At 69.1% G+C, this 23,326-nt stretch carries 15 protein-coding genes; 1 reads left to right on the plus strand and 14 read right to left on the minus strand.

Translation table 11 applies throughout. From position 1 onward, the window contains the following. Positions 1-141: 141 nt before the first annotated feature. The gene (locus BZF59_RS02225; protein ID WP_086606601.1) at positions 142-1,380 is read left to right on the plus strand and encodes a polyhydroxyalkanoate depolymerase; all 1,239 of its coding nucleotides are present in this window, start codon (positions 142-144) and stop codon (positions 1,378-1,380) included. A gap of 335 nt (positions 1,381-1,715) precedes the next feature. On the opposite strand, the gene BZF59_RS02230 is transcribed toward BZF59_RS02225, so the two are convergent. From BZF59_RS02230 to BZF59_RS02295, 14 genes are read right to left on the minus strand one after another with little or no spacing between them, the layout of a single operon-like run. Continuing rightward, on the minus strand, positions 1,716-4,625 hold the full coding sequence (locus BZF59_RS02230) for a DUF6519 domain-containing protein (protein ID WP_086606602.1): 2,910 nt from the start codon (positions 4,623-4,625) through the stop codon (positions 1,716-1,718). Positions 4,626-4,635: 10 nt separating this feature from the next. After that, positions 4,636-6,717 carry a hypothetical protein gene (locus BZF59_RS02235; RefSeq protein WP_086606603.1) on the minus strand — a complete coding sequence of 694 codons (2,082 nt, stop codon included), beginning with the start codon at positions 6,715-6,717 and terminating at the stop codon, positions 4,636-4,638. Continuing rightward, positions 6,714-9,281 (minus strand): putative baseplate assembly protein, encoded by a 2,568-nt coding sequence (locus tag BZF59_RS02240; protein WP_086606604.1) that lies wholly within the window; start codon positions 9,279-9,281, stop codon positions 6,714-6,716. Before BZF59_RS02240 ends, BZF59_RS02235 begins: the two co-directional genes overlap by 4 nt. After that, entirely contained in the window at positions 9,278-11,800 is a 2,523-nt protein-coding gene (locus tag BZF59_RS02245; protein ID WP_086606605.1) for a baseplate J/gp47 family protein, read from the minus strand. The genes BZF59_RS02240 and BZF59_RS02245 overlap by 4 nt, the downstream gene beginning before the upstream one ends. Continuing rightward, on the minus strand, positions 11,797-12,156 hold the full coding sequence (locus BZF59_RS02250; protein ID WP_086606606.1) for a GPW/gp25 family protein: 360 nt from the start codon (positions 12,154-12,156) through the stop codon (positions 11,797-11,799). Before BZF59_RS02250 ends, BZF59_RS02245 begins: the two co-directional genes overlap by 4 nt. Continuing rightward, positions 12,153-12,461 carry a hypothetical protein gene (locus BZF59_RS02255; RefSeq protein ID WP_143738067.1) on the minus strand — a complete coding sequence of 103 codons (309 nt, stop codon included), beginning with the start codon at positions 12,459-12,461 and terminating at the stop codon, positions 12,153-12,155. The genes BZF59_RS02250 and BZF59_RS02255 overlap by 4 nt, the downstream gene beginning before the upstream one ends. Beyond that, positions 12,461-12,952 carry a phage baseplate assembly protein V gene (locus tag BZF59_RS16165; RefSeq protein ID WP_086606608.1) on the minus strand — a complete coding sequence of 164 codons (492 nt, stop codon included), beginning with the start codon at positions 12,950-12,952 and terminating at the stop codon, positions 12,461-12,463. The genes BZF59_RS02255 and BZF59_RS16165 overlap by 1 nt, the downstream gene beginning before the upstream one ends. Further along, a complete protein-coding gene (locus tag BZF59_RS02265; protein WP_086606609.1) occupies positions 12,949-14,091 on the minus strand; it encodes a hypothetical protein in 1,143 nt (380 codons plus the stop codon). The genes BZF59_RS16165 and BZF59_RS02265 overlap by 4 nt, the downstream gene beginning before the upstream one ends. Further along, complete coding sequence (locus BZF59_RS02270) at positions 14,088-14,390, minus strand: hypothetical protein (RefSeq protein WP_086606610.1); 303 nt, start codon at positions 14,388-14,390, stop codon at positions 14,088-14,090. Before BZF59_RS02270 ends, BZF59_RS02265 begins: the two co-directional genes overlap by 4 nt. Before the next feature lie 16 nt (positions 14,391-14,406). Beyond that, positions 14,407-15,057, minus strand: a complete 651-nt coding sequence (locus BZF59_RS02275) for a hypothetical protein (protein ID WP_086606611.1) — start codon at positions 15,055-15,057, stop codon at positions 14,407-14,409. Further along, entirely contained in the window at positions 15,054-19,856 is a 4,803-nt protein-coding gene (locus BZF59_RS02280; protein ID WP_086606612.1) for an eCIS core domain-containing protein, read from the minus strand. Before BZF59_RS02280 ends, BZF59_RS02275 begins: the two co-directional genes overlap by 4 nt. After that, positions 19,853-20,113, minus strand: coding sequence for a hypothetical protein (locus tag BZF59_RS02285; protein ID WP_086606613.1), 261 nt, complete (start codon positions 20,111-20,113; stop codon positions 19,853-19,855). Before BZF59_RS02285 ends, BZF59_RS02280 begins: the two co-directional genes overlap by 4 nt. After that, complete coding sequence (locus BZF59_RS02290; protein ID WP_086606614.1) at positions 20,110-22,002, minus strand: ATP-binding protein; 1,893 nt, start codon at positions 22,000-22,002, stop codon at positions 20,110-20,112. Before BZF59_RS02290 ends, BZF59_RS02285 begins: the two co-directional genes overlap by 4 nt. Next, positions 21,999-23,324, minus strand: coding sequence for a Pvc16 family protein (locus tag BZF59_RS02295; RefSeq protein ID WP_086606615.1), 1,326 nt, complete (start codon positions 23,322-23,324; stop codon positions 21,999-22,001). Before BZF59_RS02295 ends, BZF59_RS02290 begins: the two co-directional genes overlap by 4 nt. Positions 23,325-23,326 lie beyond the last annotated feature (2 nt).

Here is a 23,326-nt window from a genome sequence, read left to right on the forward strand (position 1 = left end):
GCAAAAAGCGGCAAGCCGATCCGCCTGCGCAATGGCTCCGCATACAATTGTGCGTTGCACAATAGCGGGTGAAGGCGCATCTGTAAGGGCAAGGTGCCGCCGGGATAAGGCGCCAAACCGTTCGTCGCTTGAGGTAAATCCATGCTTTATCACGCTTATGAGCTTCAGCGCAGCTGGATGAACAGCGCTAGCGCGCTCGCTTCGATCAGCGCCAATGTGCTCGCCAACCCCGCCAATCCGCTCGCCGCTTTCGGCATGGGGCCGATGGCGGCCAGCGCGCTAGATGTCTTTGCCCATGCCACCGCGCATTACGGCAAGCCCGAATTCGGGATCGACAGCGTCACCATCGACGGCAAGCCTCACGCGGTGGTGCAATCGACCGTGATGAAACGCCCCTTCGGCGATCTTCTGCGCTTCCGGATCGAAGGCGCACCCGCAGATCGCCCGCGCCTGCTGATCGTCGCTCCGATGAGTGGCCACTATGCCACCCTGCTGCGCGGCACGGTGGAGCGTATGGTGGAAAGCTGCGAGGTGTTCATCACCGACTGGGCCGATGCGCGGATGGTGCCGCAATCGGCGGGCAAGTTCGATCTCGACGACTATATCGATTACCTCATCGACTTCGCCGAACACGTCCACGCAGACGCGAACGGCCAGCGCATCCACATGATGGCGGTGTGCCAGCCGAGCGTTCCCGCCTTCGCCGCCACGGCGCTGATGAACCTCCACAAGTCGCCCGCGACGCCCGCGACGCTCACCATGATGGGCGGGCCGATCGACACGCGCGAATGCCCCACGGTCGTCAACAACATGGCGATGCAGCGCCCGATCGAATGGTTCCGCCAGTCGGTGATCGCCACCGTGCCGATGAAGTATCCGGGCGCGGGCCGCCGGGTCTATCCGGGCTTCATGCAGCTTTCCGCCTTCATGAGCATGAACCTCTCGAGCCACATGATGAGCCATTACGAGATGTTCAAACACCTCACCATCGGCGACGAGGCGAGCGCGCAGGCGACCAAGACCTTCTACGACGAATATCGCGCGGTCTGCGACATGACGGCGGAGTTCTATCTGCAGACAGTGGAGGAGGTGTTCCAGAACCACTCGATCCCCAAGGGCGAGTTCCGCCACAAGGGCGAGCTGGTCGACATCACGCAGATCACCGACACCGCGCTGCTGGCGATCGAAGGGGAGCGGGACGATATCTCCGGCCTCGGCCAGACCCGCGCGGCGCTGAAGCTGACGCCGAACCTCGCCGACGACAAGAAGCGCTACTACATGGCCGAGGGTGCCGGGCATTACGGCATCTTCAACGGCAGCCGCTGGCGCACCAAGGTCGCGCCGGTGGTCGAGGAATGGATCGCCGCACACGGCGGCTGATGCGCCGGGAAGAGTGACGGACCGAGCCCTGTCACCCCCGGTCTTCCGGCCAATTCAATTGCTGGTGGGGAACTGGCGGTCCGGTCTACCGCGTGGGCCATGAGCGAGCGCGCCGTCGCCACATCCGCCCGTCACAACCCGAAAACAAGGCGCCCTGAAAGCACGTGGGCGACAGCCTTGATGACTGCCGCCCGATGCACTTGGGTTTCGACCCTATGACCTAAAGCAAAGTAGAACTGGCACAAATGGACAGACACTCAACCCAATCATTGAACCGTTTGCTAGTGCCCGACGATGTTCCGTCAAAGACGAGCTCAAGTCAAGATTAAACCGCTTCATCCGCTCAAGTTGTCGCGATTCTTGCAACGTCCGTCGAGGACATAAGGCTCGCGCGCTCCGATCACGGCATTGTCGGCGACAATCCACTGCTTGGTGGCCGTCGTACCGGTGACAGCGACCGTATCCACCCGCACCCCGACTCGGCACTCGCGCATGCTGTTGCCGCGCACGGTGAACATCCGTCCGATGGCACCCGCCAGCCGTATGCCGTCGGTTTCGATCAGGTGGAAATTGCCGTTGCGCACCTGCGTGATGCGCGCCTGATCGGCATTGGGGTCGGCGGTTTCGAGCAGGATGTCGTTGTCGGTCACCCAGACGCGTTCGGGGTTGGCGATCTGCACCCCGCAGCGCTGCATGTCGAACGGGACGGCGGCCATCACGATGCGATTGTCGCTTACCCAGGCCGATGGCGCGGGCATTCGCTCGTTCCCCGCCCCGCCCCTGATGCTGCGCGCGATGCGGATGCCGGTCGCGACGCCCGACAGGCTGTTGCCGCTCACCCGGATCGCAGCCACCCGCGACCCGCTGCCCTGCGGCGCGGTGCGCGATCCGGCGACGATAATGCCCACTTCGATGGTGGGCGTCACAGTCCTGAGCACGAAGTTGTAGAGGTTGCGGAACATCGTCGACGGGCTCCCCGCCACCACATCGCCATTATTGGTCCACAGGCGCTGCACCGTGCGCGTCATCAGCAGGCGCCAGCGGGCATTGTTGACGCGCGGATTGGCCCGGTCGAAATTGGCGATGAGGGTCGCCCAGTTCGCAGCCGTGACGGAGGTCGCGGTGTAGAAGCGGATGCGCGTGCCCGACACCGTGTGGCTGACCTGCCGGAACAGCTGCTCGTTCACTCTGCGTGCGGGCCGGGTGGCGTCATCGCCCTCGGGCAGGGCATGGCTGAAGGCGAGGCGCGAAAGCAGCGCAGTGATCCGCTTGTCGCCCATCCACCGGGCGGTGGTCCGCGCCGAGGGCTCGGTGCGCGGGCGGATGCGGTTGCCTGCGATGCGGACATCGGCGCCATCGAGGATCAGGATGCCAGACGTCAGATCGCCCGCGACGATGTCGTTGTCCTCGATGATGCAATCGCCGCTGCCGGGCAGGGTGCCGCTCTGGATCCGCAGGCACACCGCCTCGCGCGAGCGCGGCGCGCTCACCAGCAGAACGGTGCGCTCAACCCTGACGGGGCCACAATTGCTGCAATCGAGCGCCCCGGTGATGCGCTGCCCTACGCCGGTGCCTTTCCTTTCGGCAAAGTTCTGCTCGGCAGCGATGCTCATGTCGCTGATCTCGACCGAGGCGCAATTCTCGAAATGGAGCGCCTGCGCGCGGCCATGGCACCAGATCTTGGTGCCGGGCCCTGCGCCGACCAGCTTCAAATGCCCCTTGCCCGCGATCCGCACCGGGGCGGCGAGCGGATAGTTGCCGGGCGCGAAGCAGATCTTGCCGTTCTGGTTGGCGCCGATCTCATCGAACACCCGTTCCCACCCTTCGCCCGGCAGCGCGTGCCAGGTGCAGCAGGCCGCATCGCGGATCGCCAGCGCATCAATCGCCTGCTGCACATTGGCAGCATCGAGCTGGGCGATGGTGTCATCGAAGCGGATATCGACCGCGCGCTGATCGGTCAGCGGCGAGAAAACATCGCGCAGATCGTCGGTCACGGTGAGAACGCCGTTCCCGGCGCGGCGGATCAGCGCGAGCGGCGCGTGGCGGCGGCGGCCTTCGCTGGGCGCGTAGAAGCCGACCGAGGCGGAACCGATCGTCACGGTGCGGTCGGCGGGCTGATAGGGCGGCCACATGATGTCGCCCAGCACGGTGCGCGCCGGGATCGTCCAGGCGCTGCCGCGGGCATAGTGGCCCGCGCAGAAGCGCACCTTCACGCCCTTGGACAAGAGCGCCCAGGCATTGCCCGCAGGAATGGTCACCGGCATGCTCGCCCAGCGCCGGACGCGCACCCGCTCGCTCAGCGCCGAAGCGGGGACGCCATCGATCACCAGCGGCTGGCCCACGGCACTGGTGATGCGTCCCATCGGCCCGGGCTCGCCAGCACGCTCGCGTGCATCGTCGACGATCTCGACGATCGCATCGACCGGAAACCACGCCCCGGCCCGCTCGATCGGCAGGTCGATGGCAAAGCCCGCACCTGACGTGCGCAGCCCCGCCTCGATTCCGGCATCCTCGGCCCATTTGAAGGTCGCGGCGCCGGGCGCGCCGGATGCGTGCACCTCCACCCGGTAGAGACGGTTCACCTGATCGAGATAGCCTGCCGTCGGCGGCAGTTCGCAGGGGCCGGGATCGGTGGTCTCGGCCTCGGTCTGGACATCGGCATCGAGCCCGCCGGTGGTGGCGCGCCATTGCGGAATCGCGGGCCACTGGTTCGTGGCGAACGCCGTGCGCAACTGCTCGGCTGTGAAGCCGGTATCGGTGAGGCGCACCACCCGGATCGCCCAGTCCGCCTCCTCGCGCACCACAGGATCGATACCACCCAGCGCCGGGTCGGAGAGGAAGGGCTGCACCCCCGCGCTCGACGGGCGGAGCACCGCTTCGGCATAGACGAAGCCGATGGCGTTGTTGGGGAGAATGCTGGTCAGCGCCGGGAAGCTGGCAGCAGGCTGCTGCGCGGCGTAATCGAGCGGCGCGGGATTGTGGAGCGCCAGCCCCTCGGCATAGAGGTGCCCTGCTCCCACGGTGAGAGCGCCGCTGGCGACGCTGACGGCAAAGCCCGCCTCCTCGCGCGGGGCGCCGTGCTGGCCGATGACATGGCGGGCCAGCAGCTCCGCGCGGTCGGCGGTGATCCCGGCCTGCTCGTTCCAGTCGGCATCGACCAGCGGACGGCCCTGTTGCAGCAACACGGATCGCACCCCGGCCCTGCGGGCCCGTTCGCGCGTGTCGCGGGTAAAATCTCCGCGCATCCTGCTTCTCCTATCCGTTCATCAAGAGTGTTGCGGTGGTCATGCCGAAGGGCACCCATTCGGGCACTTCCCGATCGAGCGCCTGCTTGCGTCTGTGCCAGCTGAGGACGTTCATCACGCCCATCTCGCCGCCATTCTGCGCGCCAAGGGTGATGCCCTGCGGATTGGCGGCGATCAGCGTGGCATAGGCCGGATCGCCATAGGTGAGCGAGGCGAAGACCGGCGCCATCGGGGCCGGATCGCCATGCGCGGGATAGCAGCGATAGCGCCGCGGCGTGCGCGACCCGCGCGGCAGGGCGCTGAAGCGCAGGCAACCCGACTGGGTGCGCGTCACATCGACCGGCGCGCCGGTATTGCTGCGGCCGGGCCGCACGGCGAACAGGCAGTCGCTCACCTCGCCGATGCCGAGCAGGCGGACATCGCCGAAGAACGTCGAGCGCTCGGCGGAGAGCGTGCCCGCCTGCGTGCCGTCCGCCGCAGCCAGCGCAGGCGCGTCGGGTTCGTTGCTGTCGATCACGCTGTCGATGATCTCGATCACCGTGCCCGCCGCCACCCGCAGGCGGCCCATGATCGAGCGTTCGATCCGCATCCGGCAGCCGGGGTCGCGGATTTCGATCACGGTGGTCTGAGGATCGAAGGTGCAATCGGCGATCAGCAGGCTGTCGACGCCTGTGGCCGCGATCGTGAGCGTGCCGCCGAACAGCCGCAGCCCCCGCAGTTCAAGGCTAGCGCCCGTGCCGCCGCTGATAGTCCACCCGCCTGCGAGGTCGAGGGTCGGCCAGATCCCCTCTCCCGACCAAAGCTGCGCCTGCACACCCGCCGCAATCGCGCCCGCCGCCGGCAGGTCGAGCGTTCCGCCAAAGCGGATGCTGACACGCGGCCGGGCGGTCAGATTGCCGAGCGCGGTGGCGAGCGCCGTGCTGGCCGCCGCGCCGTTCTGGTTCTGGGCGATGATCGCAGGCGACGGGAAGGGAAGGTCGACCGGCGCGGTGAAGTCGCCTCCGCCAAACGGCACCGCCTGCCCATAGGCATAGCGCACCCGGATCGTCGCGGGATCGATGCCCGCACCGCCGCCCGGCAACAGCATCCGCCCGCGCTGCGGGTCGATCAGCAGGCAGGTGGGATGCGCCAACATCCCGCGCCGGTTCCACTCGGTGCCGGCGGCGTCGCGGTCGGCTAGGTCGCAGAAGCAGATGTCCGCCAGCGCGCGGCGCGTTCCGGCGATGAGGACCTCGACGCTGTTGCCGGAACCGTAATAGTCCCCCGGATTGCGGTGCGCGTCCGACAGGGGGATCGGCCCCCACATCGCGCCGGGGGGCAGGCGGCTCTGATCAGGATCGTCGGCGTCCGGCGTGCGCCACAGCGCGATTTCGCGCCCCAGCGGCGAGAAGCGCAGCCGCCCCGCCTGCCCGCCTGCGACCGCCACCGGCACCACCTCCCAATGCGGGCGCGACGGTGTGGTCCAGACTCGCACGCCGGCATTGCCATAGGCGAAGCGCCCGCCTTCGCGCATGTCGCGCACTTCCCAGCTGTGCTGGTCGTGATGATCGGGCAGCAGCCGCGCGCGCCCGGCCTCGCCATTGATCACCGCGCTGACAGTGGAGACCGGCCGGGGGAAATCGAGGTTATAGGCTGTCGCGACAAACTCGCGATATTCGATCGCCTCGGCAGGGGCGGCGGCGATTGCACCCGCCAGCCTCGCGAGCGCGAGCGCGGTGCCCTTGGCGCGGCGGTTGGCGATGGTCTCGGCCACCTGCCGCCGGGCCGAGCGGACATCGCCGATATCGATGATCCGCGCGCCGACCAGCGCACCGATATAGGGCACGACCCAATCGGCGCAGGTCTCGATGAACTGGTCCTCGTAGAGCGCATCGACCTCGGCCTCCAGCGCATCGAACTGCGCGCCAAGGATGGCGAGGAAGCTGGTGAGCGGCCCCTGCGGCGGATCGCTGATGGGGTCGGGGATCGGCAGGCCCAGCGCCGCTGCGAGCGCCGCCGCCTGATCGGCATCGCGCATCCGGAACAGCGCCGGGAGCAGCGCCAGCAGCCGCTCTGCGGCGGGCAGCAGCCGCGGATCGACCGGGGCGCTCATGGCAGCACCCTCAGGTCAGCGCCGCCCGGGTAGAGCGTCAGCATCTCCGCTGCGAGCAGCCCGGTGCTCCCGCGGTGGCCCGAACGCGGCAGCGCTGCCGCCAGCATCACCGCATTGCCGCTGCCCTCGCTGCGGTGGAATTCATCGAGATCGAGCCAGTCGACACCGGGCACGCTCTGAATCACCGCGATCACTTCCGAACGCGCGACCGGCTGGCCGAGATCGCGGGCGGCAAAGCCGAAGGCCGCGGCAAGCCGGGCCTGAGCCTCGGCCAGCACCATGTCGCTCTGATGAGTCGGCAGCACCTTGATCGAGGCGGTCAGGCGGAAGGTTGCAGGGCGATGGTTGGCGACCGTGACGGCGATCGCACGGTCGGACACATCGGCGATGGCGCCCCGGAGGTTGTCGATATCGCGCGCTTCCAGCGGCGCGCCATTGGTGCCCGCAACGGTCAGCAGCACCCCGCGCTGGGTGCCGGTCCAGCTCCAGATCGCATGGGCCTTGGCCACGCCGATGAAAGCGCGGGCGAAATCGGCATAGTCGGCGAGCGTGACGATCCGGCCCAGCGTCATCACCGACAGCGGCGCGTTGCGCCGCGCGTCGTCGATCGTCTCGCCATCAGCCGCGCCGGTCGCAGGCAGCGGGTTGACCGCCGATTTGACCCCCTGCGGGGCGCCCGCCAGCAGGGTGAGCTGGCCTGCGCGCACCATCCCGGTCTGGCCCAGCCCCTTGCGCCAGGTGGCGATCACATTGTTGATGCCGGTCGGCAGACGGCGGCCATTGGTGCCATCGCCAAATTGCACCAGCGTGCTGCCGTCCTCCTGATGCTTCAGGGCATAGACGGCATCGCGCGGCCCGGCATCCCGCAGCGAGGGAATCTCGCGCCACAACAGCCCGTCGACGCGGATCTCCAGCGCTGCTGCAACCCCGGTGGGCGAGGGCGAGCCGACATGGGTGAGCGGCTTGACCGGGAGCACGAAGGCCTGCCCGCCGAGCGACGCATTGCCGTGCCCGATCGCGCGCGCCTCGGTCTCGCCATGGGTTGCCAGCGCGACATTGGCGTTGATCCGCACCGTGCCGCGCTTGAACGGGCCGACGACCGCGCTTTCGAGCTCCAGCACGGTGTGCGCATCGACCAGCGAGACCGACTGGATCACGTGCAGTTCGCTTTCGACCACGCCCTCCAGATCCTCTCGCTCGCCGGTGACGAACACCGGGCGGCCAGGTTCGAGGCCGGGGTAATAGGTGTCGAGCGGCAGGGTCGATCCCGCCACGGCCTCGGTTACGGGGAGCGGCGCGAGCGGCAGTTCGACACTGTCGATCAGCACCGCGATTTCGGTCGTGGACAGGGCGGTGAGTTCGGGTGGCGGATCGGCATCGAGCGTGATCCGGGTGGTGCGCGCGGTCAGCTTGCCGTGGCGATGGGTGGCGGTCTTCACGGCCACGACGCGGGTGATGAAGGGCTCGCCCTGAGTCGGGTAGAAGGCCACCCAGCCGCCTTCGCGCAGGTCCGGCAGATCGACGTCGAGCGGCACCGAACGACCGCTCAGCATGGCACGGAAGGTGGGCGGATCGCCCAGCGCCACCGGTTCAGGACGGATTGCCACGGGGACATTGTGGCCAAAGATCCCGGCCCGCGCGCGGAAGCGGAACAGGCCGGTGTCGGGCGGCAAGGGCGGATTGTAATTCGCCACCTGCAAGTGCAGCGCGAGCTGCATGACATTCAGCCCGCTCCCCGCAGCGCTCGCCTCGAACGCCGTCTGGCTCCAGCTGTTGGCGATCAGGTTCGTCTGAACCATCGTATTCTGCAAGGTCCCGGCGGGGAAGATCTGCGCCTGCTGGATGACGTAGAAGATCGGAAACGCAACGTTGGAGGACTCCGGCGGGATCAGCGTCATGTCGATCCGGGTGCGGTTGGCGGGCGCATCGGTGGTGACGCGCGCCACCCGGTGCAGCGTCGGCGTGACGCCCGCATCCGCGGCGAGCAGCAGCCAGTCGCCGCGCCGCGCATCGTTCAGCACGCCTTCGCACAGGGCGCTCTGTGCGGCGGTGATGTCGGTGAAGGTCTGCGGACGGGTGAGGCGCGGCAGCATCGCGTTCAGATGCGGGCGCGCGATGATCGCCTCGATCGTTTCGAAGGTGGCGATGGTCTCGCCGGGGCCCGGCATACTCTTGATCCGCACCCCGACCGGGATCGGCACCTCCATCGGCGCGCCCGCCGCTGTCTCCAGCGTGAAGGCGATCCACGCTTCGGCGGCCTTGCCGGGGCGCAGCTCGTAATCGATCAGCCGCGCCAGCGAGCGGAGCGAACGCCGCTCAACTGCGGTGGGCAGATAACTCTCGTTGACGATGCGTTCGGCATAGAAGCTCAGCACATCCCCGGTGATCGCCCAGGCATCGATCAGCGCGATGCTGGGATCGGCCGGATCGCGGGTGTTGAGATCGCGCAGCCAGTCGCGGTTGCGCGACAGCGCATCGAGCATCTCGGCCCGCGCGCTGCCGTAGCGCACCGAGCGGTAGGCCACGCTCGTCAGGCCGGGCGCATTGTCTACGGGCACGCTCATCGTCCGCCCTCCATGGTGAAGGTAACCGTCCCGCGATCCGGGAAATTGGGATCATTCGCGAGCAGCGGAATCTCGTAATCGCCGACCAGCAGCTGCCCGGTCTCGAGCGCCGCATCGCTCGCGCCCGCGATGCCCTGCCGCCGCAGCCGCGTGACATCGACATGGCGCACCCCGTCAACCGCCTGCGCCGCGGCATAGAGGCGTGAGAGCAGCAGCGGCGAGCCGAAGCTGAAGCTGTCGGGATGGAACAGGCCGGTGCTGCCATCGGCGAAACGCCCGCTCGAAAAGACCTGAAGCAGCCGCTCGTGCACCTTGTCGCGCAGCGCCTGCGGCTTGACGCAGACGCGCATCGCCAGCTCCAGCGGGACCATCACCGGCGTGCGGAATTCCAGCACGTGTCCCGCCAGCCGGTAGGGTTCGAGCAGCCGCCTTAGCCGCGCCTCGACCGCATCGGTCAGCGCCGCACCGTCGGCGAGGTCGACCAGCAGCACGATCGCCCGCTCCGCCCCGGTCCAGCGCTCGATGCCGTGGGCATTGGTCACATCGGGATCGTCGAGCAGGCGCGTGGCGTAATCCTGCGGGGTCACCGCGCGGCGGGGATCGCGGAAGTCGAGCGGCGCGCGCAGCCGGGCCTCGGCGATGCTCTCGGGATCGCGGCCGCCGGTGGCGGGCAGGGGATTGCGGATCGCGGCGATATTGGCGGCCTGACCGGAAAAGCCCGTCACCAGCGCGCCATCAAGCCCGAGATGGGCGTCGGTCAGCAGGTGGCTGATGCTTTCCGCCCCGACATTGCCGATCGTCCCGCCGCCGATGCGGTAGCGCAGGTCGAAATCGGTGTCGGGTTCGGGGATGCGCCCGCTGATCCCGTCGCCGGTGCGCAGCACGCCCCGGCCAAGATCATCGACGTCGAGCGCCAGCACCCGGCTGTCGGCGCGGGCGTCGAACATCTCGGGCACCAGCTCCCACACCGGATCGCCGCCCGCGCCGACATCCTGCCGCGCTGCGATGCGCGCGGCGGCGCGCGCCGGGTCGGCGGCCAGCATGGCCCGCGCGGATTCACCGGGGCGCGGCGTGGGCACGGCGAAGGCGACGGGAGTCTGGGAAAGGGTCATGAACACCCGCCGCCGGCCCGGCGCGCGCAGCGGCTTGATCTTGTCGTAGCCGCGCCCTTCGCCATGATCGACCAGCACCATATTGCCGCGCGCGACGGCGGTCGGCTGCACGCTCCCGATCGCCAGCCCCTCGATCGAATCAAGCGCCGCGACCCGCGCCAGCGGCAGCGCGAAGGGCAGCGCGTCAGCAGGCGACCAGGCGACATGGAGCAGCTGCAGCGGCACCGGATTGCCCCCGCCATCGACCGCGCCGACCGGATCGCTGCCCGCCTGCCGCTGCGTGATCCGCACCACGTGCCGCCGCTCTGGATCGGGGCTGGCATTGCCGTTGGCATCGAGCACTTCCTCGATCAGCAGCAGATCGCCCACCGCCAGCGTCAGCGCGCCGTCCGGATCGGCCAGCGCCATCCCGGTGCTGCCGCGCGGCAGTTCGGCAAGGCCCCCCGCATAGTCGTGGATCAGGATGCGGTTGTGCGCCGAGGTCAGCGCGGCAGGCAGCACCGCCTCGAACACCTGCGCGCCGCCAACACGCGCCTCGCCCGCGTGTCGCGCATCGGGGCCTGCGGGGGGCAGTGTCGGCCAGGCGGTCAGGAACCGCGCGCCCGGATTGATCCCGGCGATATTGGCGGGCCGCCCCGGCCCCGGCGGCGTCATCCGCACATGCACGAAGGCACGCGCATTGCAGCCGTCGCTCATGTGGTAATCGACCAGCCGCGCATGGCGCTTGGCCGAGATCCGCATCCGCGCGGTGTCGAGCGTCGCCTCGGTCGCGACACTGTCCTGCGCATAGGCGAGCCGGTCGGCTAGATGCGCGAGCATCTCGATCAGCGTGACCTCTGCCGAGGCCGGGCCCGGATCGCGCCAGCCGGGGCTGAGCGCGGCGAAGCGGTCGAGCATAAGGCGGCGGAAGCCCGCGTAATCGCGCGCCAGATAGTCAATCGCCGCCTGCGCCAGCGGCGCCTCGTCGGCGGGATCGGGGGTCTCGCAGTCGAAATTCTGCGCGCATTGCAGCCGGAACCCGACCGGGATCGCCGAAAGCAACGGATCGAACCCCGGCAGCGGCACGCCGCCGCGCACCAGCCGCAAGGTGTAGAGCGAAAAGTCCCCGCGCCGCGGCACCCGCACCGTCAGCACCCGGCCCGACGCGGTCACCCCGCCCTCCGCCACCGCCACCGTCGGGCGGCGCTGGCCGCCGGTGATGGAAATATCGGTGTCCCGCACCCGCGAAGGCCCGCTGGTCGCGGCATCGAACACCAGTTCGAGCCTGAGGTCGACCGCCTCGCCCCCCGCCTCGACCACCTCGACGGCGATGATGCCGTTGGCCGGGGTCGCCCCCGGCACGGCGGCGGCGGCGCGCAGCAGATCGGCGCGGGCCTGACGGCGCGGATCGCCCGACGGCCAGCTCATGACACCGGCCTCGACAGGCTGATCTGCTGGCTTTCGCCGGTGCTCTTGAGCCGGTAGGTCAGGTCGATCACCAGCGTCGCATCCTCGCTGCGCACGGTCAGTTCCTCGAGCGTCATTACTTCCGAAAGCCAGCGCTGCACCGCGCCGCGCACCGTCATGTCGACCGACAGCGCCAGATCGGGCGAATTGCCGAGGAACAGCAACTGGTTGAGCCCGCAGCCGAAATCGGGGCGATTGACGCGCTCACCGGGGACAGTGAACAGCACCTGTTCCAGCATGTCGCGGACATGGCCCGCATCATCGCTCAACGCGGTGCGGCCGAGCTCGGCGCGGTAGGGGTGGGCTATCCAGTTCATGTCGCCATCACCCGCACCTGTCCGGCGACCACCACGCCGGGGCCGATCCCCATCGGCACGCTGGTCTGGACGAGGACCGGCACCCCGCCCGCCTTGACCCGCACCGCGGGCACGCTCCACGTCAGCGTGGTGCAGGGCGTCGAGGGCACCGATGTAAGCGCGCAACCGGCAACAACGTGCTGGTCGGACGCGACCGCCACGGGCGCGCTGCTGATGCGCACGCGCATGTTGGTGGGCACATGGGTTGCGCTGCCCGCATGGCCGCACATCACCGTGGTCTGGCTGGTTATCACGGGCATTCCCATCAGATCACCTCCAGTGCGCCGTTGTTGACGCTGACCTGCGGCCCGGTCATCGCGATTTTCGCGCCCATGCCGTTGTCGATTTCGATCCCCGTCGGCCCCATCGTGATCTTCGCGCCGGTCGCGGTCTTGATCTCGAGCATCGCCGCGCCGGGCAGATCGGTGATCGTCGCGGTCAGCCCGTCGCACTGGAACACCCGCATGGTCGGCACGGCGGGGCTGGCGGGCGGCATCGAGGTGCTGCTCCAGAACCCGCCCATCCACACCGGATCGCTGCTGTTGCCGCCTTCGAACATGATCCACACGTCGGCCCCGATCGGCGGGAGCGAGAACCCGCCAACCCCGCTTCCGGCATAGGGCACGCAGGGCAGCGCCCAAGACAGCTCCGAGGCCCCCGGCACCCCCGGCACCGAAACCGCCAGCCGCCCCAGCATCAGCGGGTCGATATTGTTCTGCACCTTGCCGCGGTACAGGCCGGGATAGGCGCCGCTCATGGCATCACCACCGGGGTCGTGGTGCCGGTGCCCTCGCGGCTCAATTTGAACTGCTGCTTGTATTCGCCGCGCATGATCACGTGCTTGACCTCCTCGACGAAGAAGAAGCCGCTATGCGCCCGCCCCGCGCCGCGCACGCCGACCAGCTGGCGCGGCTGAAGCACCTTGCCGTAGCGGCTGCCGTCAAGCTCGCCCTCGGCGGTCAGCACCTGCGCCGAAGCCTCGGACGCCGCCTGCGCCTCGGCCAGCGCCGCCGCTGCGGTGCGTGCGCCGTCCGGACGATAGGAGCGCACGCCGGCGACCTCGGGGTTGAGGATCGCGGGTTCGGTCGCCAGCGGCACCGTCAGCGGCGGCACGGATTCGACTGGGACACTGGTGCCCGTCGTCCGGTCCTGCACCGCGCCGCTCACCCGGTGCGCGTCGCTGGCATTGTTCTGGAAATTGATCGAGGCCAGATTGCTGTCCGGCCCCATGTTGAGCGTCAGCGCCGCCTGCGGCAGGCCAAGCCGCGGCTGCGGGCCGAAATAGGCGGTGTTGGTGCCCGGCACCGGCCCCGGCGTCATCGTGAAGATGCACCCGTTCTCGCTCGCCAGCCGATTGAGGAAGCCGAGATCGGTTTCGTGCTGGGTGACGATCCGGTCGATCGGCAGGGGGATGTCGGTCGGCACCGGTGGCACGATCATCGGGATCACGCCATATCGGGCATATTTGGCGAGCACGAGCGGCACGATCGCCGCAACCGGCAGGCCGGGATATTCGGTCGAGACCTCCTCGCGATCCATCGCCTGACGGATGTCGAGCGCGGTTACCGCCAGCGTCCCGTCGCCCTGCCCCTGCCCCGGGTTCAGCTGCACCTGCGTGATCAGCCCGTCGAACAGCACGTTGGGCAGCACGCCCAATGTCAGCACGATGATGATCCGCGATCCGGCCATCAGCCCCGGCAGGTTCATCAGCGGATAGTCCATCACCTCGGCCAGCGCCGCGCCCCGGCCCGCCTTGAACTGGATCTGCAAGGCCGAAGGATCGCGCGTCACCGAGGCCACCTCCAGCTTGTCGAGCGCATTGAGCGCCATCTCGGGCAGCGGCAGCGGCACGCCGGGTCCGGCGAGGATCGTCAGATGGGTGCCGAACAGGCTCATGATCCGCTCTCCGGCATGGCGATGATCAGCCGCTGGCCCTCGGGCTGCTCCATCGCTTCGGGATGGATCACGCGGTTCGCATCGGCGATGCGCCACCACGCGGTCGGCACGCCGATCGTGCGCGCGGCGAACAGGTCGATCCGGTCCCCCGCCTGCATCGGCACCACCGCCGCCACGGTCATGCGCTCGGGCTCAGGCACGAAGCGGCGCGCGAGATGCACCACGATCCGCCCGTCGGGAAGGGTGTGAAAGCGCTGCTCGCTTTTGGCGTAGCGGCCGTCGGGATCGTTGATCGACATGGCTTTGCCCCTCCCCTCAGATGATCCGCTGCCCGCTGCCGAGCACGGCATCGAGCGAGCCTACGTTGGCGATCTTGGCGAGCACCTCCTTGCTGACCTGATGCGCAAGGCTGAGGTGATGGCCGGGATGCGTGAACTGCAGGTCCGAATAGGTCAGCACCTTAAGCCCGAGCGAGACCTTGGCGCGGATCGGCGTCAGATCGGGGCCGAACTCGTCCTCGCTGACGCCGAATTCGGCGATCCGCACCGGCACCACCCGGTTGCGCCCGAACACCAGCACGGTGAAGGGGGCCTGCGGCGGAATGATCTCGATCGTGCCGATCTGGGTGAGGATCGTGTTGGCGATGACCAGCGCGCTCGACGGCGCGATCAGCATTTCGAGCGCGGCAAGCTGCGCCGCGACGCCGCCGGGCTGGGCCGTGTCGCTGCCGCCCATGCCGGCGGTGTCGTCGAACTCGATCTCGAGCTTGATCGTCTCGTTTGGCGCCCCGGCGATGCGGAAGGCTTCCTCCCCCGCCCCCTCGCCCCCGCCCGAGGTCCGCGCCTCGAGCGTGCGCGACAGGCTGGCGGGATTGTACTGGAAGACGATGACGCTGGGCATGGGATCGGGCAGCTTGAAGCTGACAATCGCCCCGCGCAGGGTCTTGGGGGTGAAGGGGGCGGTCATCGGCCTGCCCTCGCAATGATGCCGCGCGCCATCTCGAAGTCGGTCTGAAGCGTGCCGACTGAGCGCCTCGCGTTTCTGATCAGGTTCACAACACCGATATGAGTGCGTCTATCACCCTGATAATATTCATTGAAACCGATGATTGCCGCCCGGTTGTCGCCCTTCCAAACCGTTCGGTCCGAATAAGCCTGAATCCGGTTCACAACCTCAACCACCGCGGCGCGCGTATTGTTTTCGTAGGTCTTGTACCGGTCAAAGATCGCGCGCAGATCGTTGTGCCAGGCTTCTTGGCCGACCGTCTGTTGTTGTGGCTGGGCAGTCATCGTTCCACTATCGTCGGCCTTGGCATAAACCGCTCCCGAATGGCCCTGCGGCACGATCATGGTTGCGCCGCCGACATTGACGCGGCGTTCCCACGGCGTGGTTGCCGGGTCGTAGATGATCAGATCGGTCGGCGTGCGCCATTCGTTCTGGAGTTTCACCCACATCGCGGCGGCAATCATTCCCTCCTCTTCCCGCGCGGTTCGCGCCCGGGCGAGGACCTCGGGGATGTAGTTGGTCGGGATCCATTCGTGCGCCCCGCTTGACCAGCGGAAGCGGGAGGCAATGAATTCCTTATTGGCCCCGCCGGGCGCTTCCCACAATTCGTCAAACCGGGCAGGTGTGATAGTGCCCAGAGTAACCCCGGCACCCATGGCGAGCAGGAAGAAATCAAGCCCTCGCCGTTCAACCTGCGCCCGAAGATCGGGATCAACCTCGCTTGAACTGGCAAGTTCGGTCGCAGCCTTTCGCGCCGCAGCGATCAACTCGTCATTCGCGCTGCCAAGAGCATTTCGCAATATTGCCTCATGCAGCGCGCGCTTCAGCGATGTGTATTCGCTCGCCGAGTCATTATCGCGCACCTTTTGCCGAACCATCGTCACAACGCGTTGCGCAAGCCCGGCGTGTTCGGTCGGAATTGCCGCTGTCAGGGCATCGCGTGCGACACCTCCGAAGCTGCGGGAGGAATCGAGGGGATCGCTGAACAAGCCCTCAGTCGTCTTCAGCCGGTCGCCTACCTGCTCCCATGTGGATAGCGTATGCCAGGTCGCGGCATTAGCGCGCAGCAGGCTTCCGATCATCGCCTGTGCCTGCGGGTGCGCCGCGCGGATATTCTCGCGGAAGCGGTCGGCGAAGGCGGCATTTGCGCCCGAGAGATTGTCGAAAATGATCTTGAGGATCGGGCCCATCCGCTCCTCGATGCGCGTGATCTCTTCGGCCGATCGAGGAGCAGCGGTGCGCGCGGGCCCGGCAGCTCCGGCGCCGCTGCCTGATGCCGTACCCGTCGTCGGAGCAGGCGCCGTCGCTACCGCATCGACCAGCGGATCGAGCGTGTTGAGCAACGTCCGCGCTTCGCCAATCTTGTCCAGAGCGGTCTGCTTTTTGGTCGCATCGGTTTCCCTGTTCGCGGTTGCCGTCAGCGTATCCAGCCACGACCCCAGCGGCCGCGGGTCGCTGCGGAGCATCACCGTGGCGCCGCCCGGGCCAGTGCGGTCGATGCTGAGGGTGTGATCCTCGCCCTCGGCCACGTCGACGCGGACCGGGTGGCCGATCTGTCCGGCTCCCGCCGCCCCCGCACCCGCAGCACCTGCCGCCCCCGCCCCGCCAGCGGCGCCGCGGCGCAGGCCGAGCGTGGTCAGCACGCGCTCCAGCATCCGGTCGACCGCATCGGCGATCCGCTGGCGCAGGTCGGTGATGATCTGCCGCACCCGCGCCGCCACGCCGGTCACACCCAGCAGGCTCATCAACAGGTCGATCACCACCGGCACGAGGTTGCCCAGCACCTCCTCCACCCGCTGCTTGGCCGGGTCGAGCACCCCGTGGGCGATGTTGGAGATCGAGGCGACCACCGCCTGCGCAATGCCCATGAGCCGCTGCAACTGGGCGCTGACGAACTGGTAAATGTTCCAGATCGTCATCACCAGCTTGACCAGCGCGCCGACCGGATTGAACAGGCTGGCGAGCCAGCTGATCGAGGCCATCACCACCCGCTGGATCAGGAAATTGCGGATCGATTCGAGCACGCTGTCACGCAACGAGGCGAGCGATTCCTGAATGCGGGTCCACAGCCCCTGCCAGCCTTCGGTGATCAGCGTGCCGATCCAGCTCGCCATCATCTCCAGCCGCGCGACATTTTCCGGCCCGATCAGCCGCGCCGCGCGCTCGCGCACGAAGTCCCATGTCAGCCCCATGATCTGGCGCACCAGATCGAGCACGGTCCACAGGTTCCACTCGTCGGGGATCTGGATGTCGCCGAGCGCGCCGGTCAGCCAACCGATCACCCCGCGCCGCAAGTGCGTGCCGAAATTGTCGGCAAAACGCTCGACCCCGCCGACCAGCGCGGAGATCATGTTGCCCACGAAAGCGCCCGGATCGTTGACGATGATGTCGATCGCCTCGCTCGCCTGCGCGATCAGGGCGTGGAAGGCGGCCGGATCGATCCCCAGCACCCGCAGCACCGCATCGAGCACCTGCCGCAGCAAGGCGCCCCAATCGCCGCTGATCGCCGCCTGCAGGATCGCCGCCGCCGCGTTGAAGGCTGCCTGATAGGCGTCGAGGATGGCGTTGACCGCGCTGGTCAGCGCGGCGGCAATCGCATTCACCCCGTCGATCAGCGCGTTGGCGACCGCATCGATCGCGCTGTTGACCAAGGCCACCGCGCTGTCGATCGCGGCGGTCAGGCGGGCGGCGAGTTCGGGGAAGATTTCGCCGATCAGCCCGTCGATCAGGCCCTTCAGCAATTCGCCGAGCGCAGTGACCAAGGCCTGCAAGGCGCGCGAGGCCAAGTCGATCAGCGCGGTGACGGCTGTGCGCGCGAGTTCGATCAGCCCGGTGATCGCCGAGCGCACCAGATCGAAGATGCCGTTCACCAGCGAGACCAGCGCTTCGAAGGCATCGGCGATCCAGCTCGCCGCGCGTTCCCACCAGCTCTGGTTCTCGGCTTCGCGGCGCTTGCGCTCGCGCTCGGCTTCTGCCTTGCGCTCGCCCTCGGCGACCTTGGCGCGGGCTTCGGTCTCGGCCTCGTCGTAGCGCGCGTCGATTGCGGTTTCGGCGTTGCGGACCTCGGTTTCGGCCTCGGCCCGCTTGGAATCGCGCGCCTGTGCGGCCTGCCCGTTGACTTCGGCCATTGCGGTGTTCTGGTCGTCGACCGTGCGCTGGCGTTCGTCCTGAATGACCTGGCGCTGCTCGGTGATGGCGTCGCGCTGCTGCTGGTCGGCCTGCTGTTCGGCGGCGGCGCGATCGGTCTCGGCTTGCGCGACGGCGGTGTCGTGCGCGGCCTGCCGCTCGGTCTCCGCCGTCTGCATCTGGTCGCGGGCGGCGGCGGTGCTGGCGGCCATGTCGGCTCCGGTGGCGGCATCGAAATCGGCGACCACGGCTTCGGGCAGCGCGAGGGTCTGCAACTGCTCGGCTTCGGGTGCGGGGGTGATCGGCGCGGTGGATGCCGCCGCCATCTCGGGCGCGGGGGCTTCGGCGGCGAGCGCGCGCGGCATGATCGCCTCGGGCCCCGGCCCGTTGACGACCGCAGCGGCGGCTTCTTGCCGCTGGGTGGACGCCGCATCGCGCTGCTGCGTCTGCGCGTCATCGAGCCGTTCGGGATCGTTGGCCCCGTCGCGCGGCACGCCAGCCCGGTCGGTGACGGCGGTCTGGATGCCCGGATTGCCGGTCCCCACCGCGTCGATCTGGTCGTCGACCCGCTCGGGGGTGGCGCTTTCAGTGAAACGCCGCTCCATTTCGTGATTGAAGGTGGGCGGCACCGCCAGAGTAGGCTGTTCGGGCGCGGCTGGGACTTCGACGGTCGGTGCGGCGGCATCGGCAGGCGTGATGTCAGGCGCGTCGGTGGGGACGGTGATCGGCGGCGGCAGCGGCAGGGCTGTGTCCTCGCCCCCGGTTTCCACCGTGATCGCCGGAGTGGCCTCGGCAAGCTTGCCGTGTGCGGTGGCGTTGCTCGCTTCGAGCTGGCCTTGCAGACCGCCCATCGCCGCCGCTTTCTGCGAGGGCGCCATGGTCGCATAGGCATCCATCACCCCCGCCGGGCTTTCGGCATTCGCCATCGCCTCCTGCGCCGCCGCGGCTTCCGCCGCGCGCTGTGCCGCGAGGGCGGGGTCGATGGTGGGCTCGACGAATTCGGGCGGGGTGAAGGTGGGGGCGATGTCGGTGTCGGCGGCAGCGGGGGCGGCGGCTTCGGGCGATGCGGTTCCCGCGCTACCGGAGGCGGCGGAGGTGTCGCTGCGGGCCGGTTCCTCGCTGCGGGTTGGCACTGGCGGTTCGGCGCTGGTCGCCTCGCCCTCGGGCACGGTGCGTCGCAGCGCGGCAACGCCGGGAGCAACCGGCGTGGCTGTCAGATCGACCGGCCCCGCACCCTCGGCGGCCTGATCGGCGGCGGCTTCGGCGCGGCTGTGCTCGGGCAGCACCGGCGCATGGGCGAGCCGCTCCAGCAGCGCGGCGGGCGGCGCATCGCCCAGTCCAGTCTCTCTGAGGCCCGCCTCGGGCTGCTGCATGGCGTGAGCCAGCTCATGCGCGACGAGATCGCTGCCGACCCGTTCGTGCGGCAGGAAGATGACCCCGTCGATCGCCGCCCCCTGCGCTTGCTTGCGCCGCAGCGATTGTGCCACCGCCGGGCCGATGAACACCGGGACATGCGCAGCACGGCGACCGAAGCGGGCAATCATCAGCGCGCGGTGCGGCACCTCCGCCCGCCGCACCGCGCGGGTGGCGGCGACATCGGCCGTGCCGGAGCGGAGGCGCGCGCGCAGCTTCATGCCCCTTGCTCCGGCGTGACGAAATGCGCGCGGATCGCGGCGGCCATGGCGACGGTGTCGATCCCGCCATCGGGGCGGGAATCGAGCGTGAGGTCAACCGCATGATCGGGTTGCCGCCACACCAGCCCTTGCGCCAGATCCGCCATCTCCAGCGCGGCGAGGTGCCCGTGGAGATCAGCCGCCACCTGCTCCGCCGCGCGGGAATCCAGCCCCGGCAGAACCAGCGTTTCGATCGCGAGGGAGGTGGGCTGTCTCATCCCCAGCTCCTCTGATCGATGTCGCTCAGCGGGCGGCCCAGCTTGACCAGCTCGGCCCGCGCCGCATCGAGGATATGCGCCATGCCCACCGGCGCGCCCGCTGCCGCCGCACGCAGGCTGGCGCCGATCGCGATGTTGCGGATGTTCCCCCCGGTCAGCGACAGGCGGCCGAGCGCGGCGTGGTCGATCCCCTCGGTCGGGGTCGCGGCGGGGAAAATGCCCTCCCAGATCCGCTGCCGCTCGGCCTGCCCCGGCAGCGGGAACTGCACCATGAAGCGCAGCCGCCGCATGAAGGCCGTGTCCAGCCCGTCGTCGATATTGGTGGTGAGGATGGTGATGCCGGAATAGCTCTCCATCAGCTGGAGCAGATAGCCGACCTCCATATTGGCATAGCGGTCATGCGCGTCCTTGACCTCGCTGCGCTTGCCGAACAGCGTGTCGGCCTCGTCGAACAGCAGCACCCCGCCGCCAGCTTCCGCCGCGGCGAAGACCCGGCGCAGGTTCTTCTCGGTCTCGCCGATATACTTGCTGACCACCGCCGAAACCTCGACCCGGTAGAGATCGAGCGCCAGCGCCTGCGCAATCGCTTCGGCGGCCATGGTCTTTCCGGTGCCGCTTTCCCCCGCGAACAGCGCGGTAATCCCGAGCCCGCGCACGCCGGTGTCGCCGAAGCCCCATTCGCCCACCACCCGGTGATGCGCGCGGCCTGCGCCGATGATCGTGGCGATGGTGGCGGCGGCCTCGTCGGGCAGGACGAGCTGCGAGGCGCGGGCGACGGGCGCGATCCGGTCGACGAAGCCGATATCGCGCGGACAGGCCGCGTCCCGTGCTGCCGCCCACAGCGCTTCGGGCGCAGCGTCGCCGTGGCTCTGCGCGAGTTCGGCGACCACCTGCGCGGGGAGATGGAAACTGTGCGACAGCCGGTCGATCATATCGGGCGAGGCCGCCGCGCCCGCTTCGCCCAGCGCCGTCTGCCATGCCGCGCGCTGCTGCGCCCGGTCGTGGCCGATGGTGAAGCGGCGGCGCGGGGTCAGCTCCAGTCGCGGGGTGTCGGTGACCAGCGCGACCGGCCCGGCCCAGCCGCCGACCAGCGGATCGAGCGCGGCGGTGCCCGGCGCATCGTCGACCAGCACCAGCGCGAGATTGTAGAGCAGCGCATCGCGCAGCCACAGGTCGCGCAGCCGCACCAGCGCCTCGGGCTCGGCCGGCAGGCGCGAGAGCGGAACGACGAGGCAGCCATGCCCCGCCGCCCGCAGCCCCGCCAGCGCATGAGCCACCCCGTCACCGCGCGCGCTGGCGACCAGCTCGATCACTGGCAGGTCGAGCGCCTTGCCCCCGGCACCCTCGCACTGACACGCAATCGCCTCCACCAGCGCCGCATCGGTGGCGAGCTGCGCCCCGGCGGGCAGCGGCTGACTGACCGCGATCAGCTCGGGCGCGATCTGCATGCAGCCGTTGAGGAACAGGAGGACATTGTCGTCGAGGCGGAAGGGCCGCTCGCTGAGGCCGCTGCCCGGCACATCGGCCAGCGCGATCAGCCGCGCGCGGCGCAGCGCGGCATCGGGGCGCAGCGCGGCCCAGTCGAGCCCCTCGCACACCCGCATCGCCAGCCCCAGTGTCGGCGGCCCGCTGCCGATCCGGGCGACCAGCGCGGCGGTCTGCCCGCAGCATTCGCTCGCCGCAGCGAAGAGCACCGCCGCCCGCTCGCCCGGCGAGAGGCCGAAGCGCAGCGCCAGCATGTCGAGCGCCCAGGGCGGCGCTTCCTCGGGCGCGACCGGCTCGGGCTCGGCGCAACCGGCGATCTCGGCGAGCCGCAGGTTGATCGCGTCGAGTTCGGGCGCGAGACGCGGCGGGGCGGCGCCGAGGAAGGGGTGGACGGTCGCGCTCATGCCGGCACCGTCGCGATCGGGCCGTCATAGCCTGCCGCGCCGCTGGTGAGGGCGCTCTCCGCCCCGTCGATGATGACCCGCGCCAGATAGGGCCCCGGCGTCACCCCGGCGATGGTGAAAGTGCGGCTGGTGACGGCGGCATCGGCGGTGCCGGGGGCCGGGTCGGGGGCCTGAAAGACATAGGCCGGGAAGCGGCCATTGGCGTCGGCATTGACCGCATTGAGCAGCAACTCCGCACGCTGAAGCCGCCCCACCGCCACGGCAAAATGCACGGTGACGGTGAAGCGGACGACCCCGTCGTCGACCGCCCGCCCGCTGGACACGAAAGGATTGGCGGCGCGCAGCACCGGGCGGATGGCGATGGCGACCAGATTGGACTGTTCGACCGGAATCGTCCCCGCGCCCGGCGGCGGCAGGGTGCCGACCGGCTTGGGGGTGAGGTGGCGCAAGCGCAGCTGCGACAGGCCGGGGCGCAGATCGGCCGGAACCGCCGCCTCCATCGCATCCGCGGCCATGGTGGTGACGGTCAGCGTCCGGTCGCCGATCCACACCTCGGTGACATCCCCCGCAAGTCCGCTGCCCACCAGCCGCAGCCGTTCTCCCGGCGCGGCGAGCGCGCGTTCGGCGAAGGGCTGCGCCGGGTCGGCAGGCGCGACCAGCAGCCGGGCGATGAAGGGCGCGCGCAGCAGGGTGAGGCCCAGCCGCCCCTCGCGCACCGGCGGCGCGGAGGCCCGCCGCCGCTGCCGTTCGAGCAGCAGGGTGCTGACCTGATAGGTCATGCCGACCCTGAGGCCGCTGTTCATCATCGACCACAACTGCGAGAGGCCCTCCAGCTCCAGCGGAGTGGTCGATAGCTTGATCGGCGCGTCCTGATCGGCAAGCTGCTGCACCGCCTGCGGCAAGGGCGAATTGCCCGGCAGCGCCGAATCCGCCGCCGCCGCTTCGAGCAGGGCCGCGGTCAGCTGCGGCGTTTCATGCAGCGCCAGCATCCCGAGGCCGAGCGCCAGATCGGGCAGCCCCGCATTGGGCGAATAGGCGGCGAGCAGATAGTGCACGTCGAGCGCCAGCAGCGGATCGGCCTGCCGTTCACCTGCAGCATTGTAGGGTGCGCCGCGGCTGCTCTGCCACCCCGCGTTGGGAACGATGCGATAGGGGTAGAGCACCAATGTGGCGCGGGTGATTGCCGGCGTGCCCATTTGCTCCGGCGCGCGGGTGACCACGTCGATCTGGCCGATGGCGGCGCTGTCCTCCTCGGCGATCACCTGCCGCAGCCGGAACCGCAGCGCGTGCGACAGAGCGGCGATGGCAAGACCCCCCGGCATGG

Source organism: Erythrobacter donghaensis, assembly GCF_002155425.1.
GTDB lineage: Bacteria > Pseudomonadota > Alphaproteobacteria > Sphingomonadales > Sphingomonadaceae > Erythrobacter > Erythrobacter donghaensis.

Coding starts and splice junctions, on each gene's coding strand:
- BZF59_RS02225 (WP_086606601.1), top strand. CDS start 142: ATGCTTTATCACGCTTATGAGCTTCAGCGCAGCTGGATGAACAGCGCT.
- BZF59_RS02230 (WP_086606602.1), bottom strand. CDS start 4,625: ATGCGCGGAGATTTTACCCGCGACACGCGCGAACGGGCCCGCAGGGCC.
- BZF59_RS02235 (WP_086606603.1), bottom strand. CDS start 6,717: ATGAGCGCCCCGGTCGATCCGCGGCTGCTGCCCGCCGCAGAGCGGCTG.
- BZF59_RS02240 (WP_086606604.1), bottom strand. CDS start 9,281: ATGAGCGTGCCCGTAGACAATGCGCCCGGCCTGACGAGCGTGGCCTAC.
- BZF59_RS02245 (WP_086606605.1), bottom strand. CDS start 11,800: ATGAGCTGGCCGTCGGGCGATCCGCGCCGTCAGGCCCGCGCCGATCTG.
- BZF59_RS02250 (WP_086606606.1), bottom strand. CDS start 12,156: ATGAACTGGATAGCCCACCCCTACCGCGCCGAGCTCGGCCGCACCGCG.
- BZF59_RS02255 (WP_143738067.1), bottom strand. CDS start 12,461: ATGGGAATGCCCGTGATAACCAGCCAGACCACGGTGATGTGCGGCCAT.
- BZF59_RS16165 (WP_086606608.1), bottom strand. CDS start 12,952: ATGAGCGGCGCCTATCCCGGCCTGTACCGCGGCAAGGTGCAGAACAAT.
- BZF59_RS02265 (WP_086606609.1), bottom strand. CDS start 14,091: ATGAGCCTGTTCGGCACCCATCTGACGATCCTCGCCGGACCCGGCGTG.
- BZF59_RS02270 (WP_086606610.1), bottom strand. CDS start 14,390: ATGTCGATCAACGATCCCGACGGCCGCTACGCCAAAAGCGAGCAGCGC.
- BZF59_RS02275 (WP_086606611.1), bottom strand. CDS start 15,057: ATGACCGCCCCCTTCACCCCCAAGACCCTGCGCGGGGCGATTGTCAGC.
- BZF59_RS02280 (WP_086606612.1), bottom strand. CDS start 19,856: ATGAAGCTGCGCGCGCGCCTCCGCTCCGGCACGGCCGATGTCGCCGCC.
- BZF59_RS02285 (WP_086606613.1), bottom strand. CDS start 20,113: ATGAGACAGCCCACCTCCCTCGCGATCGAAACGCTGGTTCTGCCGGGG.
- BZF59_RS02290 (WP_086606614.1), bottom strand. CDS start 22,002: ATGAGCGCGACCGTCCACCCCTTCCTCGGCGCCGCCCCGCCGCGTCTC.
- BZF59_RS02295 (WP_086606615.1), bottom strand. CDS start 23,324: ATGCCGGGGGGTCTTGCCATCGCCGCTCTGTCGCACGCGCTGCGGTTC.